Annotated in this window: 16 protein-coding genes; 15 read left to right on the top strand and 1 reads right to left on the bottom strand. The window is 45.0% G+C overall.

The features are described from left to right. Positions 1 to 29 precede the first annotated feature (29 nt). A complete protein-coding gene (locus V5G21_RS08760; RefSeq protein ID WP_257006649.1) occupies positions 30 to 164 on the top strand; it encodes a hypothetical protein in 135 nt (44 codons plus the stop codon). Between the two features lie 128 nt (positions 165 to 292). Here the strand turns inward: V5G21_RS08760 and V5G21_RS08755 are convergent, their stop codons facing one another. Continuing rightward, entirely contained in the window at positions 293 to 2,062 is a 1,770-nt protein-coding gene (locus tag V5G21_RS08755) for a glycoside hydrolase family 13 protein (RefSeq protein ID WP_073304396.1), read from the bottom strand. 293 nt (positions 2,063 to 2,355) lie between these two features. Between V5G21_RS08755 and V5G21_RS08750 the strand changes: the two genes are divergently transcribed. From V5G21_RS08750 to V5G21_RS08685, 14 genes are all read left to right on the top strand, one after another. Then, complete coding sequence (locus V5G21_RS08750) at positions 2,356 to 3,645, top strand: sugar ABC transporter substrate-binding protein (protein ID WP_073304398.1); 1,290 nt, start codon at positions 2,356 to 2,358, stop codon at positions 3,643 to 3,645. A gap of 59 nt (positions 3,646 to 3,704) precedes the next feature. Next, entirely contained in the window at positions 3,705 to 4,997 is a 1,293-nt protein-coding gene (locus tag V5G21_RS08745; RefSeq protein WP_011248863.1) for a carbohydrate ABC transporter permease, read from the top strand. Continuing rightward, positions 4,997 to 5,839: a sugar ABC transporter permease gene (locus tag V5G21_RS08740; RefSeq protein WP_011248862.1), complete on the top strand. Its 843-nt coding sequence runs from the start codon at positions 4,997 to 4,999 to the stop codon at positions 5,837 to 5,839. Before V5G21_RS08745 ends, V5G21_RS08740 begins: the two co-directional genes overlap by 1 nt. Positions 5,840 to 5,982: 143 nt before the next feature. Further along, positions 5,983 to 7,020: a LacI family DNA-binding transcriptional regulator gene (locus V5G21_RS08735; RefSeq protein WP_035205769.1), complete on the top strand. Its 1,038-nt coding sequence runs from the start codon at positions 5,983 to 5,985 to the stop codon at positions 7,018 to 7,020. A 171-nt stretch (positions 7,021 to 7,191) separates the two neighbouring features. Further along, entirely contained in the window at positions 7,192 to 8,511 is a 1,320-nt protein-coding gene (locus V5G21_RS08730) for a short-chain fatty acid transporter (protein ID WP_011248860.1), read from the top strand. A gap of 41 nt (positions 8,512 to 8,552) precedes the next feature. Continuing rightward, entirely contained in the window at positions 8,553 to 9,266 is a 714-nt protein-coding gene (locus V5G21_RS08725) for a CoA transferase subunit A (protein ID WP_011248859.1), read from the top strand. Beyond that, positions 9,263 to 9,904: a 3-oxoacid CoA-transferase subunit B gene (locus tag V5G21_RS08720; RefSeq protein WP_011248858.1), complete on the top strand. Its 642-nt coding sequence runs from the start codon at positions 9,263 to 9,265 to the stop codon at positions 9,902 to 9,904. The genes V5G21_RS08725 and V5G21_RS08720 overlap by 4 nt, the downstream gene beginning before the upstream one ends. A gap of 137 nt (positions 9,905 to 10,041) precedes the next feature. Beyond that, entirely contained in the window at positions 10,042 to 11,868 is a 1,827-nt protein-coding gene (locus V5G21_RS08715; protein ID WP_011248857.1) for a UbiD family decarboxylase, read from the top strand. Between the two features lie 154 nt (positions 11,869 to 12,022). After that, the gene (locus V5G21_RS08710) at positions 12,023 to 13,000 is read left to right on the top strand and encodes a ring-cleaving dioxygenase (RefSeq protein ID WP_011248856.1); all 978 of its coding nucleotides are present in this window, start codon (positions 12,023 to 12,025) and stop codon (positions 12,998 to 13,000) included. Between the two features lie 155 nt (positions 13,001 to 13,155). After that, positions 13,156 to 13,866 (top strand): purine-nucleoside phosphorylase, encoded by a 711-nt coding sequence (gene deoD / locus V5G21_RS08705; RefSeq protein WP_011248855.1) that lies wholly within the window; start codon positions 13,156 to 13,158, stop codon positions 13,864 to 13,866. 147 nt (positions 13,867 to 14,013) lie between these two features. Continuing rightward, entirely contained in the window at positions 14,014 to 15,201 is a 1,188-nt protein-coding gene (locus tag V5G21_RS08700) for a GTP-binding protein (RefSeq protein WP_011248854.1), read from the top strand. 42 nt (positions 15,202 to 15,243) lie between these two features. Then, positions 15,244 to 15,513 carry a 30S ribosomal protein S14 gene (gene rpsN / locus V5G21_RS08695; protein WP_011248853.1) on the top strand — a complete coding sequence of 90 codons (270 nt, stop codon included), beginning with the start codon at positions 15,244 to 15,246 and terminating at the stop codon, positions 15,511 to 15,513. 459 nt (positions 15,514 to 15,972) lie between these two features. Beyond that, positions 15,973 to 17,910: an endonuclease MutS2 gene (locus tag V5G21_RS08690; protein WP_011248852.1), complete on the top strand. Its 1,938-nt coding sequence runs from the start codon at positions 15,973 to 15,975 to the stop codon at positions 17,908 to 17,910. A gap of 102 nt (positions 17,911 to 18,012) precedes the next feature. Beyond that, positions 18,013 to 18,861, top strand: coding sequence for a DegV family protein (locus V5G21_RS08685; RefSeq protein ID WP_011248851.1), 849 nt, complete (start codon positions 18,013 to 18,015; stop codon positions 18,859 to 18,861). The last annotated feature ends 19 nt before the right edge of the window (positions 18,862 to 18,880 follow it).

Raw genomic sequence — 18,880 nt, 5'->3', positions numbered from 1 at the left:
GAAATCAAAAGAATCAGGAGGTTGGTTTGATGCAGACTAATAAACAAAGAGCATCTTTAAAAACGGGACAGAAAATTGTTTACTTTTTTGTTCTTCCTATTGTAGCCTTAGCCGTAGTCTTAGGTATTTTAGGAGCAGTCACTTTCAATTTATTTTTATTTTAAAGGAAAAAAGGCATGGCTTTCTCCGCTTGTTGACAGGGTTAAGACGGTCGACAGGCTTTTTTATATGTAGGAAGGGAGACTACGGCACGAATGGCATAACTCGTCATGAGCTATGCCATTCTGTTTTTTTACTTGTCTACTTGGCCGCGTTTGTTGGCGTCGACAGAATGAAGGAGCAAAAAGCACTCGCCTTCAACGTGGAGCTCTTCGCTTTGCAATGGGCTTTCGCAAATGACATCGACAAATGCAAGGCTCTTTAGTGAATCAGGGAGTTTGACCGTTGTTTTTTGTTTACTGCGGTTAACTGCAAATAAAAGAAGCTCTCCGCCAGCGGATGTGGAATACAACAGCACATCCTCAGTGCCAGAGTCATAAAATTTTAAGGTGTTATAGGTGCCCATTGCTTGGTGAGTTTTGCGGATCTTAATTAGTTTTTGCAGAAATTGGAATAGCTCCTGATCTTGTTGGTCTTCCTCCCACACCATGCACGCGCGGCAACCAGGGTCATTTTCTCCGGCCATGCCGATTTCATCCCCGTAATAAATACAAGGTGAGCCAGGAAAGGAAAACAGCAATAAGTAGGAAAGTTTGACTAATTTTTTGTTGCCCCCACTTACAGTTAAAATTCTTGGTGTGTCATGGCTGCCGAGCAAATTGAACTGGACTTCGTTCACCAATTTTGGGTAACTGTACAAATGTTTTGTGACTGCGTGTTGAAAAGTGGTTGCGCTTTTGCCGTGTTGGACAAAGTCAAAAATCGCGTCAGTGAGCGGGTAGTTCATGACCCCATCGAATTGGTCGCCTTGCAGCCAAGGGTAAGCGTTATGCCATATTTCACCGAGAATATACAAATCTGGTTTTAATGCTTTGACTCTGTTGCGAAACTCACGCCAGAAGGCATGGTCGACTTCATTGGCGACATCTAAACGCCAACCGTCAATGTCAAACTCCTTAATCCAATACGTAGCTACGTTCAATAAATAGTCCTTTACTGCTTCATTTGCTGTATTTAGTTTCGGCATTAAAGGCGTGAAGGCGAACGTATCGTAATTAGGTGGTTCCTCTGCTCGAACAGGAAATTGGCGGATATGAAACCAATCGCTATATTCTGATTCCTGCTGGTGTTTTAGTACATCTTGAAAAGGTGGAAAATACAGGCCTGCATGGTTGAAGACGGCATCAAGCATGACACGAATGCCGCGCTTATGGCATTCATCGACAAGCAGTTTAAGTGTCGTTTCATCTCCAAATTGGGGATCAACTTTTAAATAATCAATCGTATCGTATTTATGGTTGGAAAACGCTTTAAAGATTGGTGTTAAATAAATGCCGTTAATTCCTAGCTTCTGCAAATAATCAAGATGATCGACAATCCCTTGAAGGTCACCGCCGAAATAATTGGTGGCAGTCGGTGGTGCACTTCCCCAAGCCAATGTATTTTCAGGGTCACGAGAATGATCGCCATTGGCAAAACGTTCAGGAAAGATTTGATACCAGATCGTTTCTTTTACCCATTCAGGAGGTGTAAACAAATCGGCTTGATTCATAAAGGGAAAACAGAAATAATCGCTAATGTCTTTTGCGGGCGTATCACAAAACCCACTTTCTCCATAGTAAATCGTCTCATCTTTTGCCTTAATTTCGAACCCGTAACGAAGGCGATGGTAGGGCGGCTTCACTTCCACAAACCAATAATCATATTCTCCATCGGCCCCTGCTTGTGTCATTGTTTTTTTGGCAGTCACCCATTCGTTTCCCGCCCAATCGTAAGGATCTCCATAAATAAGCATGACCTCGTGAGCATCGTCTTTGCGCGTGCGCAGACGAATGTGGATCGTATCTTTGTCATAAGCGTAGGCATCTTCACTTTTCGGGCGATGGTAGATCGCTGCTTTCATTCAAAACAAGCTCCCTTCTTAACGAGAATCGTAAGCGTTTTCTTGATTGTTATTTTCAGCCTATGAGATGAAAGAGTGAAAGTCAAGAAAAAAGGCAAACGTTTGCAATTTAATTAAAATAAAGTGGTTGTTTTTGAAGAATGAACATAATATAATGGCGTTATAATTGAATTGTAACCGATTTCATTTCTGAACGTTTATTTGTGCAAACGATTTCACTATTGTTTGCATCCTTGCAAGGCAGAGCATCTGGCCTTGCAGAAAAAACAAAGACCTTTAAGGGGGAAAAACGAGTGAAAAAAGCGACATCTCTTTTATCGTCTGCCGTCTTCGTTGTGACGTTGAGTGGTTTGCTTACTGCGTGTGGTCCTGATCGCGATGAAGGAAATGGCTCTGCAAGTGAGGGCAGTGCAACACCTGTGAATGAGGAGCAAGACGGAGCGGCGCCAGAAAAGCCAGAAGTGTTAACGATGTGGGTCAACGATGAAGAAGTACAGTTAGATGCTTATGAACAAATCGTAGAAAAGTATGAAGAGGAGACTGGAATTTCCGTAGAGATCACACCGTTTAGTATGCTCGACCAATTGGAGTCACTTTCCTTAGATGCGGCGGCTGGCGGCGGTCCTGACCTTTTTTACCAACCGAACGATCGCCTAGGTGACATTTATTTGCAAGGATTAGCTGCTGAGCTTGATTTAACTTCAGAGCAATTAGAAGGCTATACAGAAGGAGCGATTCAAGCATTAAATTATGACGGGGTCCAGCTAGGAATACCGGCTGTCATTGAAACCTATGCTTTGTACTATAATACCGAGCTTGTTCCAGAGGCGCCTAAAACAATAGAAGAGCTAGAGCAAATTGCAGCAGATTTAACGAATGCCAGTGCGGATGAATATGGGTTTTTATTTGAAGGCACAAACTTTTATTACCTTTATCCGTTCATAGAAGCTTACGGAGGATACGTGTTCGACCAGAATAGTGAAGGCGTATATGACACATCCAACATTGGACTGGCAAATGAGGGAACGGCAGAAGGGGCGAATTTAATTCAATCTTGGTATGAAGCAGGCTACTTACCAGTAGGAATCACCGACGATATTATAAAAGGCTATTTCCGAGATGGGCAAGTAGGAGCAGTCATTTCAGGACCTTGGAATGTTTCTGAATTCTCAGAGGCGCTTGGCGACCAATTAGCCGTTGCGCCTCTCCCAACAATTGATGGAAAAAACCTGTCCTCGTATTCAGGGGTAAAAGGTTGGTTAGTGAATGAGTATAGCGAAAATCAATATTGGGCAACCGACTTAGCTCTATATATTACAAACCCAGAAAACTCCCTTACGTACTTTGAAGTAGCAGGGGAATTGCCTGCCCGTACAGACGTGGAGATCGATGATGAACTGCGGCAACCGTTTTTGCAGCAAGCAGAATATGCGGTACCAATGCCGAACATTCCAGCAATGTCATCAGTATGGGATCCAATGGGAGACGCATTTGAATTTATTTCTCAAGGTGAGGATCCACAGGAGGTTTTAGAAGAAGCAGTGCAACAAATTGCTGATAAGATTGCCCTTCAAGAAAATTAATTAAGTTGGATGGAGAGGTTGCTCTCCATCCACTTGATTTCGCAGAGGAGGAAGAAATCATGAAATTAGAAGTAAGGGAGAGGACGGCACGAAATCACCCAAAACGAGCACTCTGTTTGTCTATCATCCCTGGTTTGGGGCAACTGTATAATAGGCGTTATGGAAAAGGGTCGTTTTTTTTCATTCTCTTTGCTGCCTTTATCATCGTCTTTTATGACATCTTAAATATTGGTTATTGGGGGATCATAACATTAGGAACGTTAGAGAGGGTTGATGATTCGCGGATGCTGCTGGCTCAAGGGATCATTGCCCTTATTTTGACGGTTTTTGCTGTCGGCTTCTATTTGTTCAATTTGCGCGATGCGTATAAGGATGCAAAGCGAATTCAACAAGGCTGGCGAATTCCCTCGCTCCGTGAAAGCTTCCAGCAAGCATGGGACAAAGGCTTTCCATATTTGCTAGTCGGTCCAGGACTGGTCTTTTTAATTTTCACTGTCGTTTTTCCGCTTTTGTTTATGGTCGGGCTTGCTTTTACAAACTATACCCTTTACAATGCCCCGCCGCGAAATTTGCTTGATTGGGTAGGGTTTGAAAATTTCGTCCAGCTTGTCACTGTACCAATTTGGCGAGAAACGTTTTTTAGCGTCTTTTCGTGGACGTTAATTTGGACATTTGTCGCTACAACATGCCAAGTTGGGCTAGGCTTATTATTGGCAATTATGGTTAACGATCCGCGAATTAAGTTTAAAAAATTCATTCGTACGATCCTTATCCTCCCATGGGCTGTGCCCGCCTTTGTGACAATTTTAATTTTTTCAGCGATGTTTAACGACAATTTTGGTGCAATTAATCGCGACATTTTCATTCCTTTGTTTGGCCACGGCTTTCCTTGGCTGACCGATCCTTTTTGGGCACGTTTTGCGCTAATTATGATTCAAACATGGCTCGGCTTTCCGTTCGTATTTGCTTTGTTCACCGGTGTTCTGCAAAGCATTTCGAGCGATTGGTATGAAGCTGCGGATATGGACGGGGCCAACCGCTGGCAAAAATTTCGTCATATTACGCTGCCACATCTTTTATTTGCCACCGCGCCGCTTCTAATCATGCAATATACAGGAAACTTTAACAACTTCTCGATCATTTACTTATTTAACCAAGGGGGACCGCCGATTCGTGGGCAAAACGCTGGCGGCACCGATATTTTGATTTCATGGGTGTACAGTCTCACATTTGAGAACTCCCAGTACAGTATGGCTGCCGCGATTTCGATAATCATTGGTTTGATTGTAGCGGGCTTTGCTTTGCTCCAGTTTAGACGAAGCCGCTCATTTAAAGAGGAGGGGAGCATCTAATGAATAAAAAGCAAAAGTCAAGGCTAGAAGTGACTGCTATTTACCTGTTTTTGCTTATTATGGGCATCATCATTCTTTACCCTCTTCTGTGGACGATCGGGCTGTCGTTTAACCCTGGGACGAGTTTACATTCTTCGAAAATGATCCCAGAAACGATTTCGTTACGCCATTACGAATGGTTGTTCTTTGATCCACGCAGCAATTATGTGCAATGGTATAAAAACACGCTCATTGTCGCCAGTATTACGTCTTTATGTGCAACATTTCTTGTCGCCTTAACGGCATATGCCTTTTCCCGTTATCGCTTTGTTGGGCGGACACATGGGCTGTATGCGTTTTTATTATTGCAAATGTTTCCTGTCATGATGGCAATGGTTGCCCTGTATATTTTATTAAATACTGTCCAATTGCTTGATACACTTCTCGGGCTTATCCTTATCTATGTAGGAACCTCGATCCCGATGAACGCGTTTCTTGTGAAAGGTTATTTTGATACCATTCCCCGGGATTTGGATGAATCGGCGAAGTTAGACGGTGCTGGCCATTTTCGTATTTTCTTCACGATCATGCTTCCCCTTGCGAAGCCGATTTTAGCGGTCGTGGCGCTCTTTAATTTCATGTCTCCGTTCATGGACTTTATTTTGCCACGAATTATTTTACGGAGCCCGGAAAATTATACGCTCGCGTTAGGATTGTTCAATTTTGTCAGTGATCAATTTGCAAACAACTTTACACGCTTTGCTGCAGGTTCTGTACTCATTGCGGTGCCAATCGCCGCTGTGTTCTTATTTTTGCAGCGTTATTTGATTACAGGCTTGTCTTCTGGCGCGACGAAAGGATAAGGAAAGCGTATACCAAACATGTTGAGCAAGTTCTACAGTAGACAAATACGAGCCGTTCATTCAATATAAAGGCAGGGAGGGCTACTGCGCTATCGTGTAGTGCCCGCTCCTGCCGTGTTTTGTTAAGAAAAGGGGGAAAACGAGTGGGTGTTACGATCAAAGATGTTGCCAGAAAAGCAAATGTTGCCCCTTCTACCGTGTCAAGGGTAATCGCGAACAATCCAAAAATCAGCGCAAAGACAAAAGCGAAAGTCCAAGCGGTAATGGAAGAGTTAGGCTACTATCCAAATGTCAACGCCAGAAACCTTGTGAACAACCGCACAAATGTTGTCGGCATTATTATGCCAAGTGTTTCTTACGCACCGTTTCAAAATCCGTTTTTCCCGGAAGTGTTAAGAGGCATCACAGCACAAGCGAATGAGAAAAAATATGGTTTGTATTTATCGACTGCTCAAACCGATAAGGGTATTTTAGAAGAAGTTATTGAGATGTACTATTCACGCCGTGTCGATGGGATGATTTTGCTGTATTCAACCGTCTCTGACCCAATCATTGAATTTTTGCTCGACAAGGCCTTTCCTTTTGTCGTTGTTGGCCAACCGCCTGAGGCGTTGTCTGGCCAAGTTTCTTATGTAAACAATGACAATGTCAAAGCCGCAAAAATGGTGACCGAATATTTGTTGCTTTTAAAACATGAGCGAATTGCTTTTGTTGGCGGTCGCGAAGAAGCATATGTAACGCTAGACCGCAAGAAAGGGTATATAGAAGCGTTAGAGGAAGTAGGAATGACGCCAGATGACTCTTACATCGTCCACCATGATGAAATTTTTGAGGGCGGCGAACAAGCAGTTATTGAACTGATGTCACGAAAACATCCTCCTACAGCCATGATTGTAATGGATGACTTAATGGCATTGGGTGTACTGCGTATGTTATTTAACATGAATATTTCCGTGCCTAATGAGGTGTCTATTGTGAGCTTTAACAACGTACTAATGGCAGAGCTGGCGACACCGCCACTGACCACACTGGACATCCATATTCATGAACTAGGCTACCGGGCCGCTGACCTTTTGCAAAAACGAATAGCCGATCCTGAAGCCCCGGCGGAAAAGAGGATCATTAGCCACAAATTGATCCGCCGGGAAACAAGTGCTGTCTACTCGGGAGAACGACGGTAACTCCCGAGTGGCTAAAGTCCCCTATAGGAAAACATACATATATCCATCCTATTATTCGTATGAGGAATTCGCATTTTATAATAAGGAAATACAGATTGGTAACGCTTTCAAACAATATATGTTATAGTAAATGCATAGTATCGATCTTTCCGCGAAAGGAGGGCGCTATGCTTGTTTGCGGCCGTTACTAGGTGGTTTGACCGCATCGTGCAACGCTATTTGCCAGATGCCTTTTTGTTTGCGGGATTGTTAACCATTCTTGTTTTTCTATTGGGCGTGTTTGTTACAGATGCTTCGCCTGTACAAATGGTTGATTATTGGGGCTCTGGCTTTTGGGATTTGCTTTCCTTTACGATGCAAATGGCGCTCATTGTTGTAACCGGTTACATTTTGGCGAATACGCCGCTGTTTAAGCGCCTATTATCAACGTTGGCCGTATTAGCAAAAACGCCAGGCCAGGCAATTGTGCTTGTAACGTTTGTGGCCAGCATTGCTTGTCTGATCAATTATGGCTTTGGCCTCGTTGTCGGAGCGCTTTTTGCCAGGCACGTTGTTCGCCAAGTACCAAGCGTCGACTATCGTATACTGGTGGCGGCTGCCTACAGTGGTTTTCTTGTATGGCATGGGGGATTATCGGCGTCTATCCCTCTGACGATTGCAACAGAGGACCACTTTTTGGCGGATGTAATGGGGACGATTCCAATTGCCGATACATTGCTGTCTCCGGCCAACCTTTTTATTGTATGCGCTTTCTTAATTAGCTTGCCTGTCGTGAATTATTTCCTTCTCAAAACGTCGACTTCTTCTTACACAATTGATATGGCTCGATTTGCTGAAGAAAAACGTGAGGAAGCGGCGGCTGTTGCGGAAACGCCAGCGGAAAAGTTGGAGAATAGTCAATGGGTGTCACTTGCCATTGCTCTGCTTGGCTTAACGTATGTCGTACTGTATTTTATCGAAAACGGCCTTGACTTGAACATTAATATTGTCAATTTTACGTTTTTGTTTTTAGGCATTTTATGCCATCGTACGCCAAGGCGCTTTTTAACAGCAGTTGGCGAAGGCGTGAAAAACGCCGGAGGCATTATTATTCAATTCCCATTTTACGCCGGAATTATGGGGATGATGGTCGGCTCAGGGCTGTCTGAACAGCTTTCCCTTTGGTTTGTGTCGATTTCATCAGCAGAGACGTTCCCGCTATGGACGTTTCTTAGCGCAGGGTTACTAAACATGTTTATCCCTTCTGGAGGCGGACAATGGGCTGTTCAAGGGCCGATTATGGTGCCGGCAGCACTGGAACTCGGTGCGGATATGGCGAAAACAGCTATGGCTGTCGCTTGGGGAGACGCATGGACGAACATGATCCAACCATTTTGGGCGCTGCCATTATTAGCGATCGCAGGCTTAAAAGTCCGTGACATCATGGGCTTTTGTGTCATATTGCTTTTTTGGGCATTTGTGCCAATTGCCATTGGCCTGATGTTTTTTTAAACGTCAAGGTTGCATAAACATATTGCAGGGGAGGATGAACGATGAATAAAATCATTCCGACGACAGAGGAAGCAATGGCGTTTATCAAAGACGGTTCTACATTAGTAGTAGGCGGTTTCGGGTTATGCGGCATCCCTGAGCATTTAATCGCTGCCGTGAAAAACAGTGGCGCCTCTAATTTAACAGTTGTTAGCAACAATTGCGGCGTCGATGATTTTGGCCTCGGGCAGCTGCTTGAAAACAAACAAATTAGCAAAATGGTCGCCTCTTATGTAGGGGAAAACAAACGGTTTGAACAGCAATTTTTAAACGGCGAACTAGAAGTTGAACTCGTGCCCCAAGGGACGCTCGCTGAGCGGCTTCGAGCAGGTGGCGCTGGCATTCCCGCCTTTTATACAGCAACCGGTGTGGATACACCAGTCGCTGAAGGAAAAGAAGAGAAAACGTTTGACGGCAAGCGATATATTATGGAACGGGGCATTGTTGGCGACGTTGCTTTAGTAAAAGCGTGGAAAGCAGACCCATTTGGCAACCTCGTTTACCGGAAGACGTCACGCAACTTCAACCCGCTCGTAGCAGCTGCAGGAAAAGTAACGATTGTCGAGGTAGAGGAACTCGTCGACTTAGGCGAACTTGATCCAGACCAGATCCACACCCCAGGCATCTACGTGCAGCATATCTTTGTCGGTGATTCCTTTGAAAAACGGATTGAGCGCCGGACTGTGGCGACGGTAGAAGGAGGAAACGGACAATGAAGGAAACAAGAAAACGCATTTTGAACAGGGCGGCAAAAGAAGTAAAAGACGGGATGTGCGTCAATTTAGGCATTGGCATGCCAACACTTATCGCCAATATCATTCCAGATGACGTCCATGTCATGCTCCAGTCGGAAAATGGCTTGCTAGGCATAGGGGCTTATCCGACAGAGGAAGAAGTTGATCCTGACTTAATTAACGCCGGCAAAGAGACGGTAACCGCAAAGGTAGGCGCTTCTTACTTCGACAGTGCCGAATCGTTTGCCATGATCCGCGGCGGCCATATTGACTTGGCGATACTAGGCGGCATGGAAGTCGCCGAAAATGGCGACTTGGCCAATTGGATGATTCCAGGGAAAATGGTGAAAGGAATGGGCGGCGCCATGGACTTAGTGCAAGGCGCCAAAAAAACGGTCGTCATTATGGACCACACCAATAAATACGGCGAAACGAAAGTGAAAAACGCCTGTACATTGCCTCTAACCGGCAAAGGGGTTGTCGATTTGCTGATTACCGAGTTGGCCGTCTTTGAATTTAAGGATGGCACCATGACATTGACTGAATTGCAAGAAGGCGTATCGCTCGAAGAAGTCCAAGAAAAAACAGAAGCGTCTTTTCAAGTCGCATTAAAGGTGTAATAAGCAGGCGAAGCCAAAAGCTTCGCCATTTTTTCGCCTTATTCTCTCTGTTGACCTGTTTGTTCGTTTTGCCCATAATGGCAGTAAGAGACTGAAGAAAGGGAAGAAGCTTACATAGGTCTTCAAAGGTGGCGGTTATGTACGAGAACTTAGAAGAATGCATTCTTGATTTGGAAAAACATGGCCACCTCGTCCGCATTGAAGAAGAGGTGGACCCGTATTTGGAAATGGCAGCGATTCAAAGGCGGCTTTACCGTGAAGGCGGGCCTGCTGTGTTATTTGAACGGGTAAAAGGATCGAAATACAGGGCTGTGGCCAATTTATTCGGGACAATGGAACGGAGCAAGTTCTTGTTCCGTAAAAATTGGCACAAAGTCGAACAAGTCATCGCACTGCGCGATGACCCAATGAAAGCGGCCAAACGCCCCCTGCAACAGCTTGGCAACGGTTTATCCGCTTTAAAAGCGCTGCCAATGCGGAAACCTGGCCTCAATGGCTCACAACTGGAAGAGATTTCTCTTTCCGATATCCCTTTTGTCCATTCATGGCCGAATGATGGCGGCGCATTTGTTACACTTCCGCAAGTGTACAGCGAGGACCCAGATAAGCCAGGGTTGATGAACGCCAATTTAGGAATGTACCGTGTCCAATTAAATGGCAATGACTATGAGCCAAATAAAGAAGTTGGGCTCCATTATCAAATTCAGCGTGGCATTGGCGTCCATCAAGCAAAGGCGGCGAAGCGGGGCGAACCGCTAAAAGTCAGCATTTTCATTGGCGGTCCACCAGCGCACACATTGTCAGCAGTGATGCCACTTCCAGAAGGTTTAAGTGAAATGCTGTTTGCTGGATTGCTGGCTGGCCGCCGCTTCCGTTACGGCTATGTGGATGGCTATGCCGTTAGCCACGATGCCGACTTTGTCATTACAGGGGACATTTATCCAGACGAGACGAAGCCAGAAGGCCCGTTTGGCGACCATTTAGGTTATTATAGTTTGACGCATCCGTTTCCAGTAATGAAAGTCCATAAAGTTTATGCCCGTAAAAACGCCATTTATCCATTTACAGTTGTGGGCCGACCGCCGCAAGAGGATACGACATTTGGCGCATTGATCCATGAACTTACTGGAGACGCAGTCACACAGGAATTGCCTGGCGTTAAAGAAGTCCATGCGGTAGACGCAGCCGGTGTCCATCCACTTCTGTTTGCGATTGGCAGCGAGCGATATACGCCGTACCAAAAAGTGAAACAGCCGATGGAATTGTTGACGATGGCCAATGCGATTCTCGGCTTTGGCCAGCTTAGTTTAGCCAAGTATTTATTTATTACCGCAGAAGAGGACAAGCCGATTAGCACCCATGATGAAGCTGCTTTCCTCCAATATATTTTGGAACGAATTGATTTGCGTCGCGACATTCATTTTCAAACCAATACAACAATCGATACCCTTGATTATAGTGGAACAGGGTTAAATAGCGGAAGCAAAGTGGTGCTTGCTGCTTACGGTGAAAAGTTGCGTGAGCTGTGTACGGCCATCCCTTCGGAACTGAAAGAATGTGACAAGATTACGAAAGCGAGCTACGTAATGCCTGGCGTAGTCGCGATTGAAACGACCGCTTTTTCCAATTATGAGCAAGCTGAACAAGAATTAAACGAGTTAACTGCTGCGATCGCTAAGAAAAGCTCCTTGCCAAGCTGTCCGCTTCTAGTCTTATGTGACGACAGTGAGTTTGTGAGCGCATCGCTTGCCAACTTTTTATGGGTGACGTTTACTCGCAGCAACCCTTCTCATGACACGTATGGCATCAATTCGTTTATCGAGCATAAACATTGGGGCTGCGATGCGTTAATTATTGATGCGAGAATAAAAGGGCACCATGCGCCGCCGTTAGTAGAAGATGAAGCCGTTGAGCAGCGTGTCGATCGCTTTTTTCAAGCTGGCGGCCCTCTAGCCCATTCATAGTCATTAGAAAAGAGGTTGTCGCCAGTCGACAGCCGGAGGCCAGTTGAATTTACTCAACTGGCCTTTTTAATGCATTCATGAAAAGGTTGTTGACATTTATTTCGAATTTAATATAATTGAATTAGAGATAATTAACTGAAAGGGGCCATGCCCGATGAACAGTTTAAAAGGCATCCATCATGTAACCGCGATTACAAGCAGCGCCGAGAAAATTTATGAATTTTTTACGTATGTGTTAGGGATGCGCCTTGTTAAGAAGACGGTGAACCAAGACGATATTCAAACATACCATTTGTTTTTTGCAGATGATAAAGGCAGTGCCGGTACAGACATGACTTTTTTTGATTTCCCAGGTATTCCGAAAAGCTCGCCTGGAACAGATGAAATTTATCAAACATCGTTCCGCGTCCCAACCGATGAGGCGCTCTCTTATTGGGAAAAACGATTTGACCGTTTAGCCGTTAAACATACAGGCATTCAAACGCTTTTTGGCAAAAAGACGCTGGCATTCGTTGATTTCGACGAGCAACGCTACCAATTGATTTCAGATGAAAACAACCAAGGGATCGAATCTGGCACGCCATGGCAAAAAGGGCCGGTACCACTTGAATATGCGATTACTGGCTTAGGGCCTATCTTTATTAGAGTCGCCAACTTTGATTTCTTTAAACAAGTTTTGGAGCAGGCGCTTTTCTTTAAAGAAATCGCAACAGAAGGGTCGCTGCATTTGTTTGAAGTCGGAACAGGGGGAAATGGGGCGCAAGTCGTCGTGGAACATAATAACGTTCTTCCCCGGGCCCGCCAAGGGTATGGCGCTGTCCACCACGTCGCTTTTCGCGTCGAAGACCGAGTTGTGCTTGATCAGTGGACGGAACATATGGAGAAGCTTGGCTTCCATACTTCTGGTTATGTAGACCGCCATTTCTTTGAGTCTCTATATGCCCGCGTCTCCCCGCAAATTTTGTTTGAATTAGCAACGGATGGCCCTGGGTTTATGGGCGACGAACCGTATGAAACGCTAGGAGAAAAATTATCTTTGCCGCCATTTCTTGAAGAGAAGCGCGAGTACATCGAGAGTGTCGTTCGGCCGATTGACACAGTTAGAAGCGATAAAACGTTTAAAAAAGAGTAAAATAAACAAGGAATGGCTCTTCTCTTGAGCCATTCCTTGTTTGTTTGCAGTGCTCATTGCGTGAACGATTTGATTTTACTATTATGGAGAAAGAACGGCAGACTATACTGCTTTTGGAAGAATGTGTTTCTATAAAAGCTTAAAGGAGACTGGCAATGACAGAATTCAAACAAACCCCTCACATTAATGCAAAAGGAGAGATCGCGGAAACGGTCCTTCTTCCTGGAGACCCGCTCCGGGCCAAATTTATTGCCGAACGTTTTTTGACGGATGTCGTCCAATTTAATAGTGTCCGCAATATGTTTGGATTTACCGGTACTTACAATGGCAAGCGTATTTCTGTCATGGGAACGGGAATGGGAATGCCGAGCATGGGCATTTACTCGTATGAGCTCATTCATGTGTTCGGTGTTAAAAATTTGATCCGGGTTGGGTCCTGTGGCGCCCTTCAAGATGATTTGAACTTATATGACGTCATTTTAGGAATGGGGGCATCAACCAATTCCAACTATGTAAACCAATATCACTTGCCAGGTACATTCGCGCCACTTGCTTCTTATTCGTTACTCGAAAAAGCGAAAAAAGCGGCAGACGAAAAAGGCGTGCCTGTCCATGTCGGAAACATCCTTTCCAGCGACACATTCTATAATGCTGATGAAGACGCAGCAGGGAAATGGCGTGATATGGGAATTTTGGGGATTGAAATGGAAGCGGCGGCTTTGTATATGAATGCTGCCCAAGCCGGCGTTAATGCGCTTTGCATTTTGACGGTAAGCGACCACATATTTAAAGAGGAAGAAACAACAGCTGAAGAGCGGGAAACCTCGTTCACGAACATGATGGAAATTGCCCTAGAACTAGCCTAATTAAACTTAGCCCGAGAATCCATCTCGGGCTGTTTTATGCCTTTAAAACAGCCCTTACAGGAGTATATTGTCTGCAAGACAGTTGCGAAATGTCCGTTTGTCTGGTATAATTCGTAATCATTACGATTTAAGTGTAGGAGGCAGCAAATGAACGTACCTGTGACTGTGTTAAGCGGTTTTTTAGGAGCCGGGAAAACATCCGTGTTGAACCATGTGCTGAATAACAGAAAACAGCAGCAGCGAATTGCTGTGATTGTCAATGATATGAGTGAAGTCAACATTGATGCTGATTTAGTAGAGCGAGGGGGATTTTCTCGGTCAGAAGAAAAACTGGTGGAACTGTCCAACGGTTGCATTTGTTGCACATTGCGAGAAGATTTGCTCGTTGAAGTCAGGCGTCTAATCGAAAACGGGGACATCGATTATTTATTAATCGAATCAACAGGCATCTCAGAGCCGGTTCCAGTTGCCCAAACATTTACGTATGAAGATGAAGGGACAGGCATCGATTTAAAATCATTATGTACGCTTGATACGATGGTGACGGTCGTCGATGCATACCGCTTCTGGAAAGATTTTGATTCAGGCGAGACGTTGCTAGACCGCAATCAAGGCACAGACGAAACAGATGAACGCACGATCGTAGAGCTGCTTGTCGATCAAATCGAATTTTGTGATGTGCTGATCGTGAATAAGGTGGACTTGCTTCAGGAAGAAGAAGTGAAGAAACTTATTTCGTTTTTAAAACATTTACAGCCCCATGCAAAAATCATCCAAACGGTAAATGGGCAAGTAGATCCAAACGAAATTATGAACACAGGATTGTTTAATGAGGAACAAGCGATGGCTCATGAAACATGGGAAAAGGAATTGGAAAATGAACATGTTCCAGAAACCGATGAGTATGGCATCTCGTCTTTTGTGTTTAGAGATAGAAAGCCCTTTCATCCGCTGCGCTTTAAACAGTGGTGCGACCATTACCCTGACGAGGTGACACGGGCAAAGGGGACTGTTTGGGTAGCAAGCCGCAAAGAACTAGCACTCCAACTGTCACAGGCGGGTCCGCAAGCCGTTTTGCAGCCACTTGCGTATTGGATTGACAGTTTGCCTGCGGCCGAAAAAATCCATATGAAGCAAAATCATCCAGAAATCGCTAGCAAATGGGATGACCGTTTTGGTGACCGTATCAACGAAATTGTATTTATTGGCATCGACATGGATGAAGCACAAATTCATAAAGAGCTGCAAGCATGCCTGTTGACCGATGAGGAGCTTTCGCAAGATTGGAGCCAGTTTGTCGATCCGTTTCCGTGGGTGGTTTCACGCGCGAATTAAATCGTAATAATAATGATTTTCAATATTAAGGAGGCCAGAAAAATGGCGAAAAAAGCAAAAGTACAAAAGGAATTAAAACGGCAAGAACTTGTTGCCCAGTATGCTGAAAAGCGGAAAGAACTTAAAGAAAAAGGAGACTATGTTGCACTTGCAAAGCTGCCGCGGGATTCTGCCCCAAGCAGACTAACGAGAAGATGCCGGAAAACCGGCCGTCCACGCGGTGTTTTGCGCGACTTTGAATTGTCTCGGATTGCTTTTCGGGAACTAGCCCATAAAGGGCAAATTCCTGGTGTCAAAAAAGCAAGCTGGTAAAGAAGGCATTTGCTCTCCTACATTATGTAAACCCCAGGTCAGATTACGCCTGCTGTATGTATGGCAGGCGTGAGCTGTTTTTATGTTACACGTGGAACATCAATTGACATAACTGTTTTCTGGTGGTATGTTGAAGAAGTATTAAACCTTCATAGAGGGGGACGTTTTTATGTATCTGGTGGTTCTTAACTAAATCCGTAATTGGATAGCTGGAAAGCGCAAAAAACGCAGTAGTTGAGCGTTTATTTGACTTGCGCGTTTTCAGAACAGTTAAGAACACGTGATCATAGCTAAAAGGATGAATTTGCTATGGCGTAGTGTCATGGTTTTTTTGTGTTGTCAAAAAAACGATGACGACTTGCCATTCGTTTACCTTGCCGTCATGAGCGATTGTTCATGGCGGCTTTTTGTTGTTTTAGAAAGGTGCTAAAGGATCGAATACAAAAGGAGGAAATTGAAATGAACGAACAGACGCTTCACGCACTTGGTTTTTATGAACTGCTTGCTGATATCGCTGCTTATGCCCGCACAGAGACAGGCAAACAAGCAATTTTAGACATGCGTCCCCTTTATGAGCAAAACCGAATTGCCCAGCAATTGAATGAAACGAGAGAAGCAATGGCCATTGTGGCGAGGAGCAGCAGTGTGCCCATTCATTCAGCCAATGAACTAGAAAGTTATTTGCAACAAGCCCATAAAGGGCTCTATATTCGTGCCGATCAGCTTGCGCATGTCATCTCTTTTTTAGACCATTGCCGAAAATTAAAACGGTTCATGAAAGACAAACATGCGATTGCCCCGATTGTAAGTGCTTATGCGTTTTCAATTGGCGATCTTCATGCTTTGGAAGAGCGCCTAGGCGCGTGCATACGCCTTGGCCAAGTGGATGACCATGCTTCAAGTGATTTGGCTTACGTCCGTCGGCAACTGCAAATCATCCAAACAAAACTAAAAGACAAAGCCCAGCAACTTGTCAACAATAAGCGTTACGCGCCGTACTTGCAGGATAAAACGATTGTGGACAGAGGAGGGAAACTTGCTCTCGCTGTAAAAAAAGAGTTTCGCACCAAAGTGGAGGGCACGGTGATTGACCAATCGTCTTCAGGGGCGACACTCTTTATTGAGCCAACTGCTTTAGGCGACATTCAAGAGGAACGGGCACTGCTGCAAATTGCTGAGGAGGCAGAAGTAGAACGGATTTTATATGAGCTGACTGAAATGGTGCTCAACCATGAAACAGAGATTCATATCGCTATCGAAACGATGCACCATTATGATGTCCTATTTGCCAAAGCGAAGTATTGCGCTTCGATAGACGCTGCTGTTCCCACTTTAAATGAAGAATACAGGATTGACTTGCGCAACGCCCGCCATCCAAAACTTGGCAGCAAAGCTGTCCCCCTCTCTATAAAAGTGGATGAGCACGAACGGGCCCTTGTCATTACAGGGCCGAACACAGGGGGGAAGACGGTGACGCTTAAAACGGTTGGCTTGCTGACGTTAATGGCGCAAAGCGGTGTGCCAATTCCTGCTGAGCCAGAGAGTTCGATTGCGATTTTCCGCCAAGTGTTTGTTGACATTGGCGACGGGCAAAGCATTGCAGACAACTTGAGCACATTCAGTTCCAGAATGGTCAACATTATTTCTATTTTGCGCCAGGCGAATGACCAGTCGTTGATCCTCATTGATGAACTAGGTTCAGGCACAGACCCAGGCGAGGGGATGGCACTGGCAACGGTTATTTTAGAACAGCTTTTTCAAAAAGGGGCAACGTTGATGGCAACGACCCATTACAGCGAAATTAAACAATTTGCTACAAAGACGCCTGGATTTGTAAATGCAGCGATGGAATTTGACTTGGCTACCCTTGCGCCGACATACCGGTTAATTATTGGGGAAAGCGGCAAAAGCCAGGCATTTGATATTGCGATCAAACTAGGTTTGCATCCGAAGATGGTGGAACGGGCCCATATGCTCACTTATCAAACAGAACGTTCATACTCAGCAGCATTTAGCGATGAACAATTAAAGCAAGCAGCTTATCAGAAACAAATAGTGGCCAATAAATATGCTCGGGCGAGAAAGAAAGCGCCGCAAAAAGCAGACCAAGACAAGCTAGCTTCCTTTCGTCAAGGGGATGCGGTGACAGTAATGGCGACAGGCGAACACGCTATTGTTTATAAAGGGCCTGACAAAAATGGGAATTGTGTGGTCCAGCTAAAGGGAGAGAAACAGGTGCTGAACCATAAACGGCTAAAGCTAGCGATTCCAGCAACTGAGCTATATCCGCCTGATTATGATTTTGACATTTTGTTTAAAAGCAAAGAATACCGGGAAACGAAAAAACAATTAACGAAAAAACATGTAGACGGTTTGACGCTGGAAGAGGAAGACTAAGGGAGTCATTGCCCCTTCTGCTCCGCGTTTACACGAACAGCAGCAGTGTGTCATACTAAAAGCAAGGCCTATTTTTGAGAAGTCCTAGAAAGGGAGGTTTGGATGGCAAACATAAAAATTGTCACTGACTCTACTTGCGATATAGATAAACAAGAAATGGAACGGCTCGGCATCACAGTTGTCCCTCTTTCCATTGAAGTTGGCGGAAAAACGTATCGGGACGGCGTCGATATAACGAAAAAGGAATTTGCTACACTCCTTACCGCCGGCGGTGCCTTGCCGAAAAGCTCTCAGCCGCCTGTCGGCGTATTTATGGATGTGTATCAGCGTCTGCTTGAGGAAGGAGAAGAAGTGCAAGTCCTTTCTCTTCATATGACCGAGGCGTTGAGCGGCACCGTACAATCTGCACAAATGGCCGCAGCAGAAATGGACGGACGCGTCACAGTAGTAGATTCGCATTTCATCTCCACTGCCCTATCATTTCAAGTGAAGGAAGCAGCGGAAATGGCGGCTGCTGGGGAAACCATGGAGCGCATTTTAGCGGAAATTGAACAAATTCGTGCAAAGACGTCTTTATATATTGCTGTCGATACGCTTGAATACTTGGCGAAAGGCGGCCGGATCGGCAAAGGAAAAGCATTGCTAGGTTCGTTGCTCAAAATAAAACCAATTGCCGCTCTGAAAGAAGGCACGTATACACCTGTTGCGACTAAACGGACTTACAAACAAGTAGTCGATTTTTTCACAGAAAAATTCCATCTAGAGACGGCTGGCAAAAAAGTTGGCGCTGTCGGCATAGCCCATATTGAAGCCGAACAGCTTGGCAAAAAAATTGTAGATAGCCTAAAAAAGGTCCGTGCCGACCTGTCTGTATCTATTCTCGAGACCTCTCCGATTATTAGTACGCATACAGGGCCGGGGGCCATTGCATTAATGTACTATACACGTTAGCACTGGAAAAAAGCTTATG

Origin of the sequence: Shouchella rhizosphaerae (assembly GCF_036700015.1) — a bacterium.
Classification (GTDB): domain Bacteria; phylum Bacillota; class Bacilli; order Bacillales; family Bacillaceae_D; genus Shouchella; species Shouchella rhizosphaerae.
This window is presented reverse-complemented; position numbering and strand designations above follow the sequence as displayed.

What these genes read in the sequence shown, in the direction of transcription:
- V5G21_RS08760 (WP_257006649.1), top strand. Translation starts at nt 30, where the DNA reads ATGCAGACTAATAAACAAAGAGCATCTTTAAAAACGGGACAGAAAATT.
- V5G21_RS08755 (WP_073304396.1), bottom strand. Translation starts at nt 2,062, where the DNA reads ATGAAAGCAGCGATCTACCATCGCCCGAAAAGTGAAGATGCCTACGCT.
- V5G21_RS08745 (WP_011248863.1), top strand. Translation starts at nt 3,705, where the DNA reads ATGAAATTAGAAGTAAGGGAGAGGACGGCACGAAATCACCCAAAACGA.
- V5G21_RS08740 (WP_011248862.1), top strand. Translation starts at nt 4,997, where the DNA reads ATGAATAAAAAGCAAAAGTCAAGGCTAGAAGTGACTGCTATTTACCTG.
- V5G21_RS08725 (WP_011248859.1), top strand. Translation starts at nt 8,553, where the DNA reads ATGAATAAAATCATTCCGACGACAGAGGAAGCAATGGCGTTTATCAAA.
- V5G21_RS08720 (WP_011248858.1), top strand. Translation starts at nt 9,263, where the DNA reads ATGAAGGAAACAAGAAAACGCATTTTGAACAGGGCGGCAAAAGAAGTA.
- V5G21_RS08715 (WP_011248857.1), top strand. Translation starts at nt 10,042, where the DNA reads ATGTACGAGAACTTAGAAGAATGCATTCTTGATTTGGAAAAACATGGC.
- V5G21_RS08710 (WP_011248856.1), top strand. Translation starts at nt 12,023, where the DNA reads ATGAACAGTTTAAAAGGCATCCATCATGTAACCGCGATTACAAGCAGC.
- deoD (WP_011248855.1), top strand. Translation starts at nt 13,156, where the DNA reads ATGACAGAATTCAAACAAACCCCTCACATTAATGCAAAAGGAGAGATC.
- V5G21_RS08700 (WP_011248854.1), top strand. Translation starts at nt 14,014, where the DNA reads ATGAACGTACCTGTGACTGTGTTAAGCGGTTTTTTAGGAGCCGGGAAA.
- rpsN (WP_011248853.1), top strand. Translation starts at nt 15,244, where the DNA reads ATGGCGAAAAAAGCAAAAGTACAAAAGGAATTAAAACGGCAAGAACTT.
- V5G21_RS08690 (WP_011248852.1), top strand. Translation starts at nt 15,973, where the DNA reads ATGAACGAACAGACGCTTCACGCACTTGGTTTTTATGAACTGCTTGCT.
- V5G21_RS08685 (WP_011248851.1), top strand. Translation starts at nt 18,013, where the DNA reads ATGGCAAACATAAAAATTGTCACTGACTCTACTTGCGATATAGATAAA.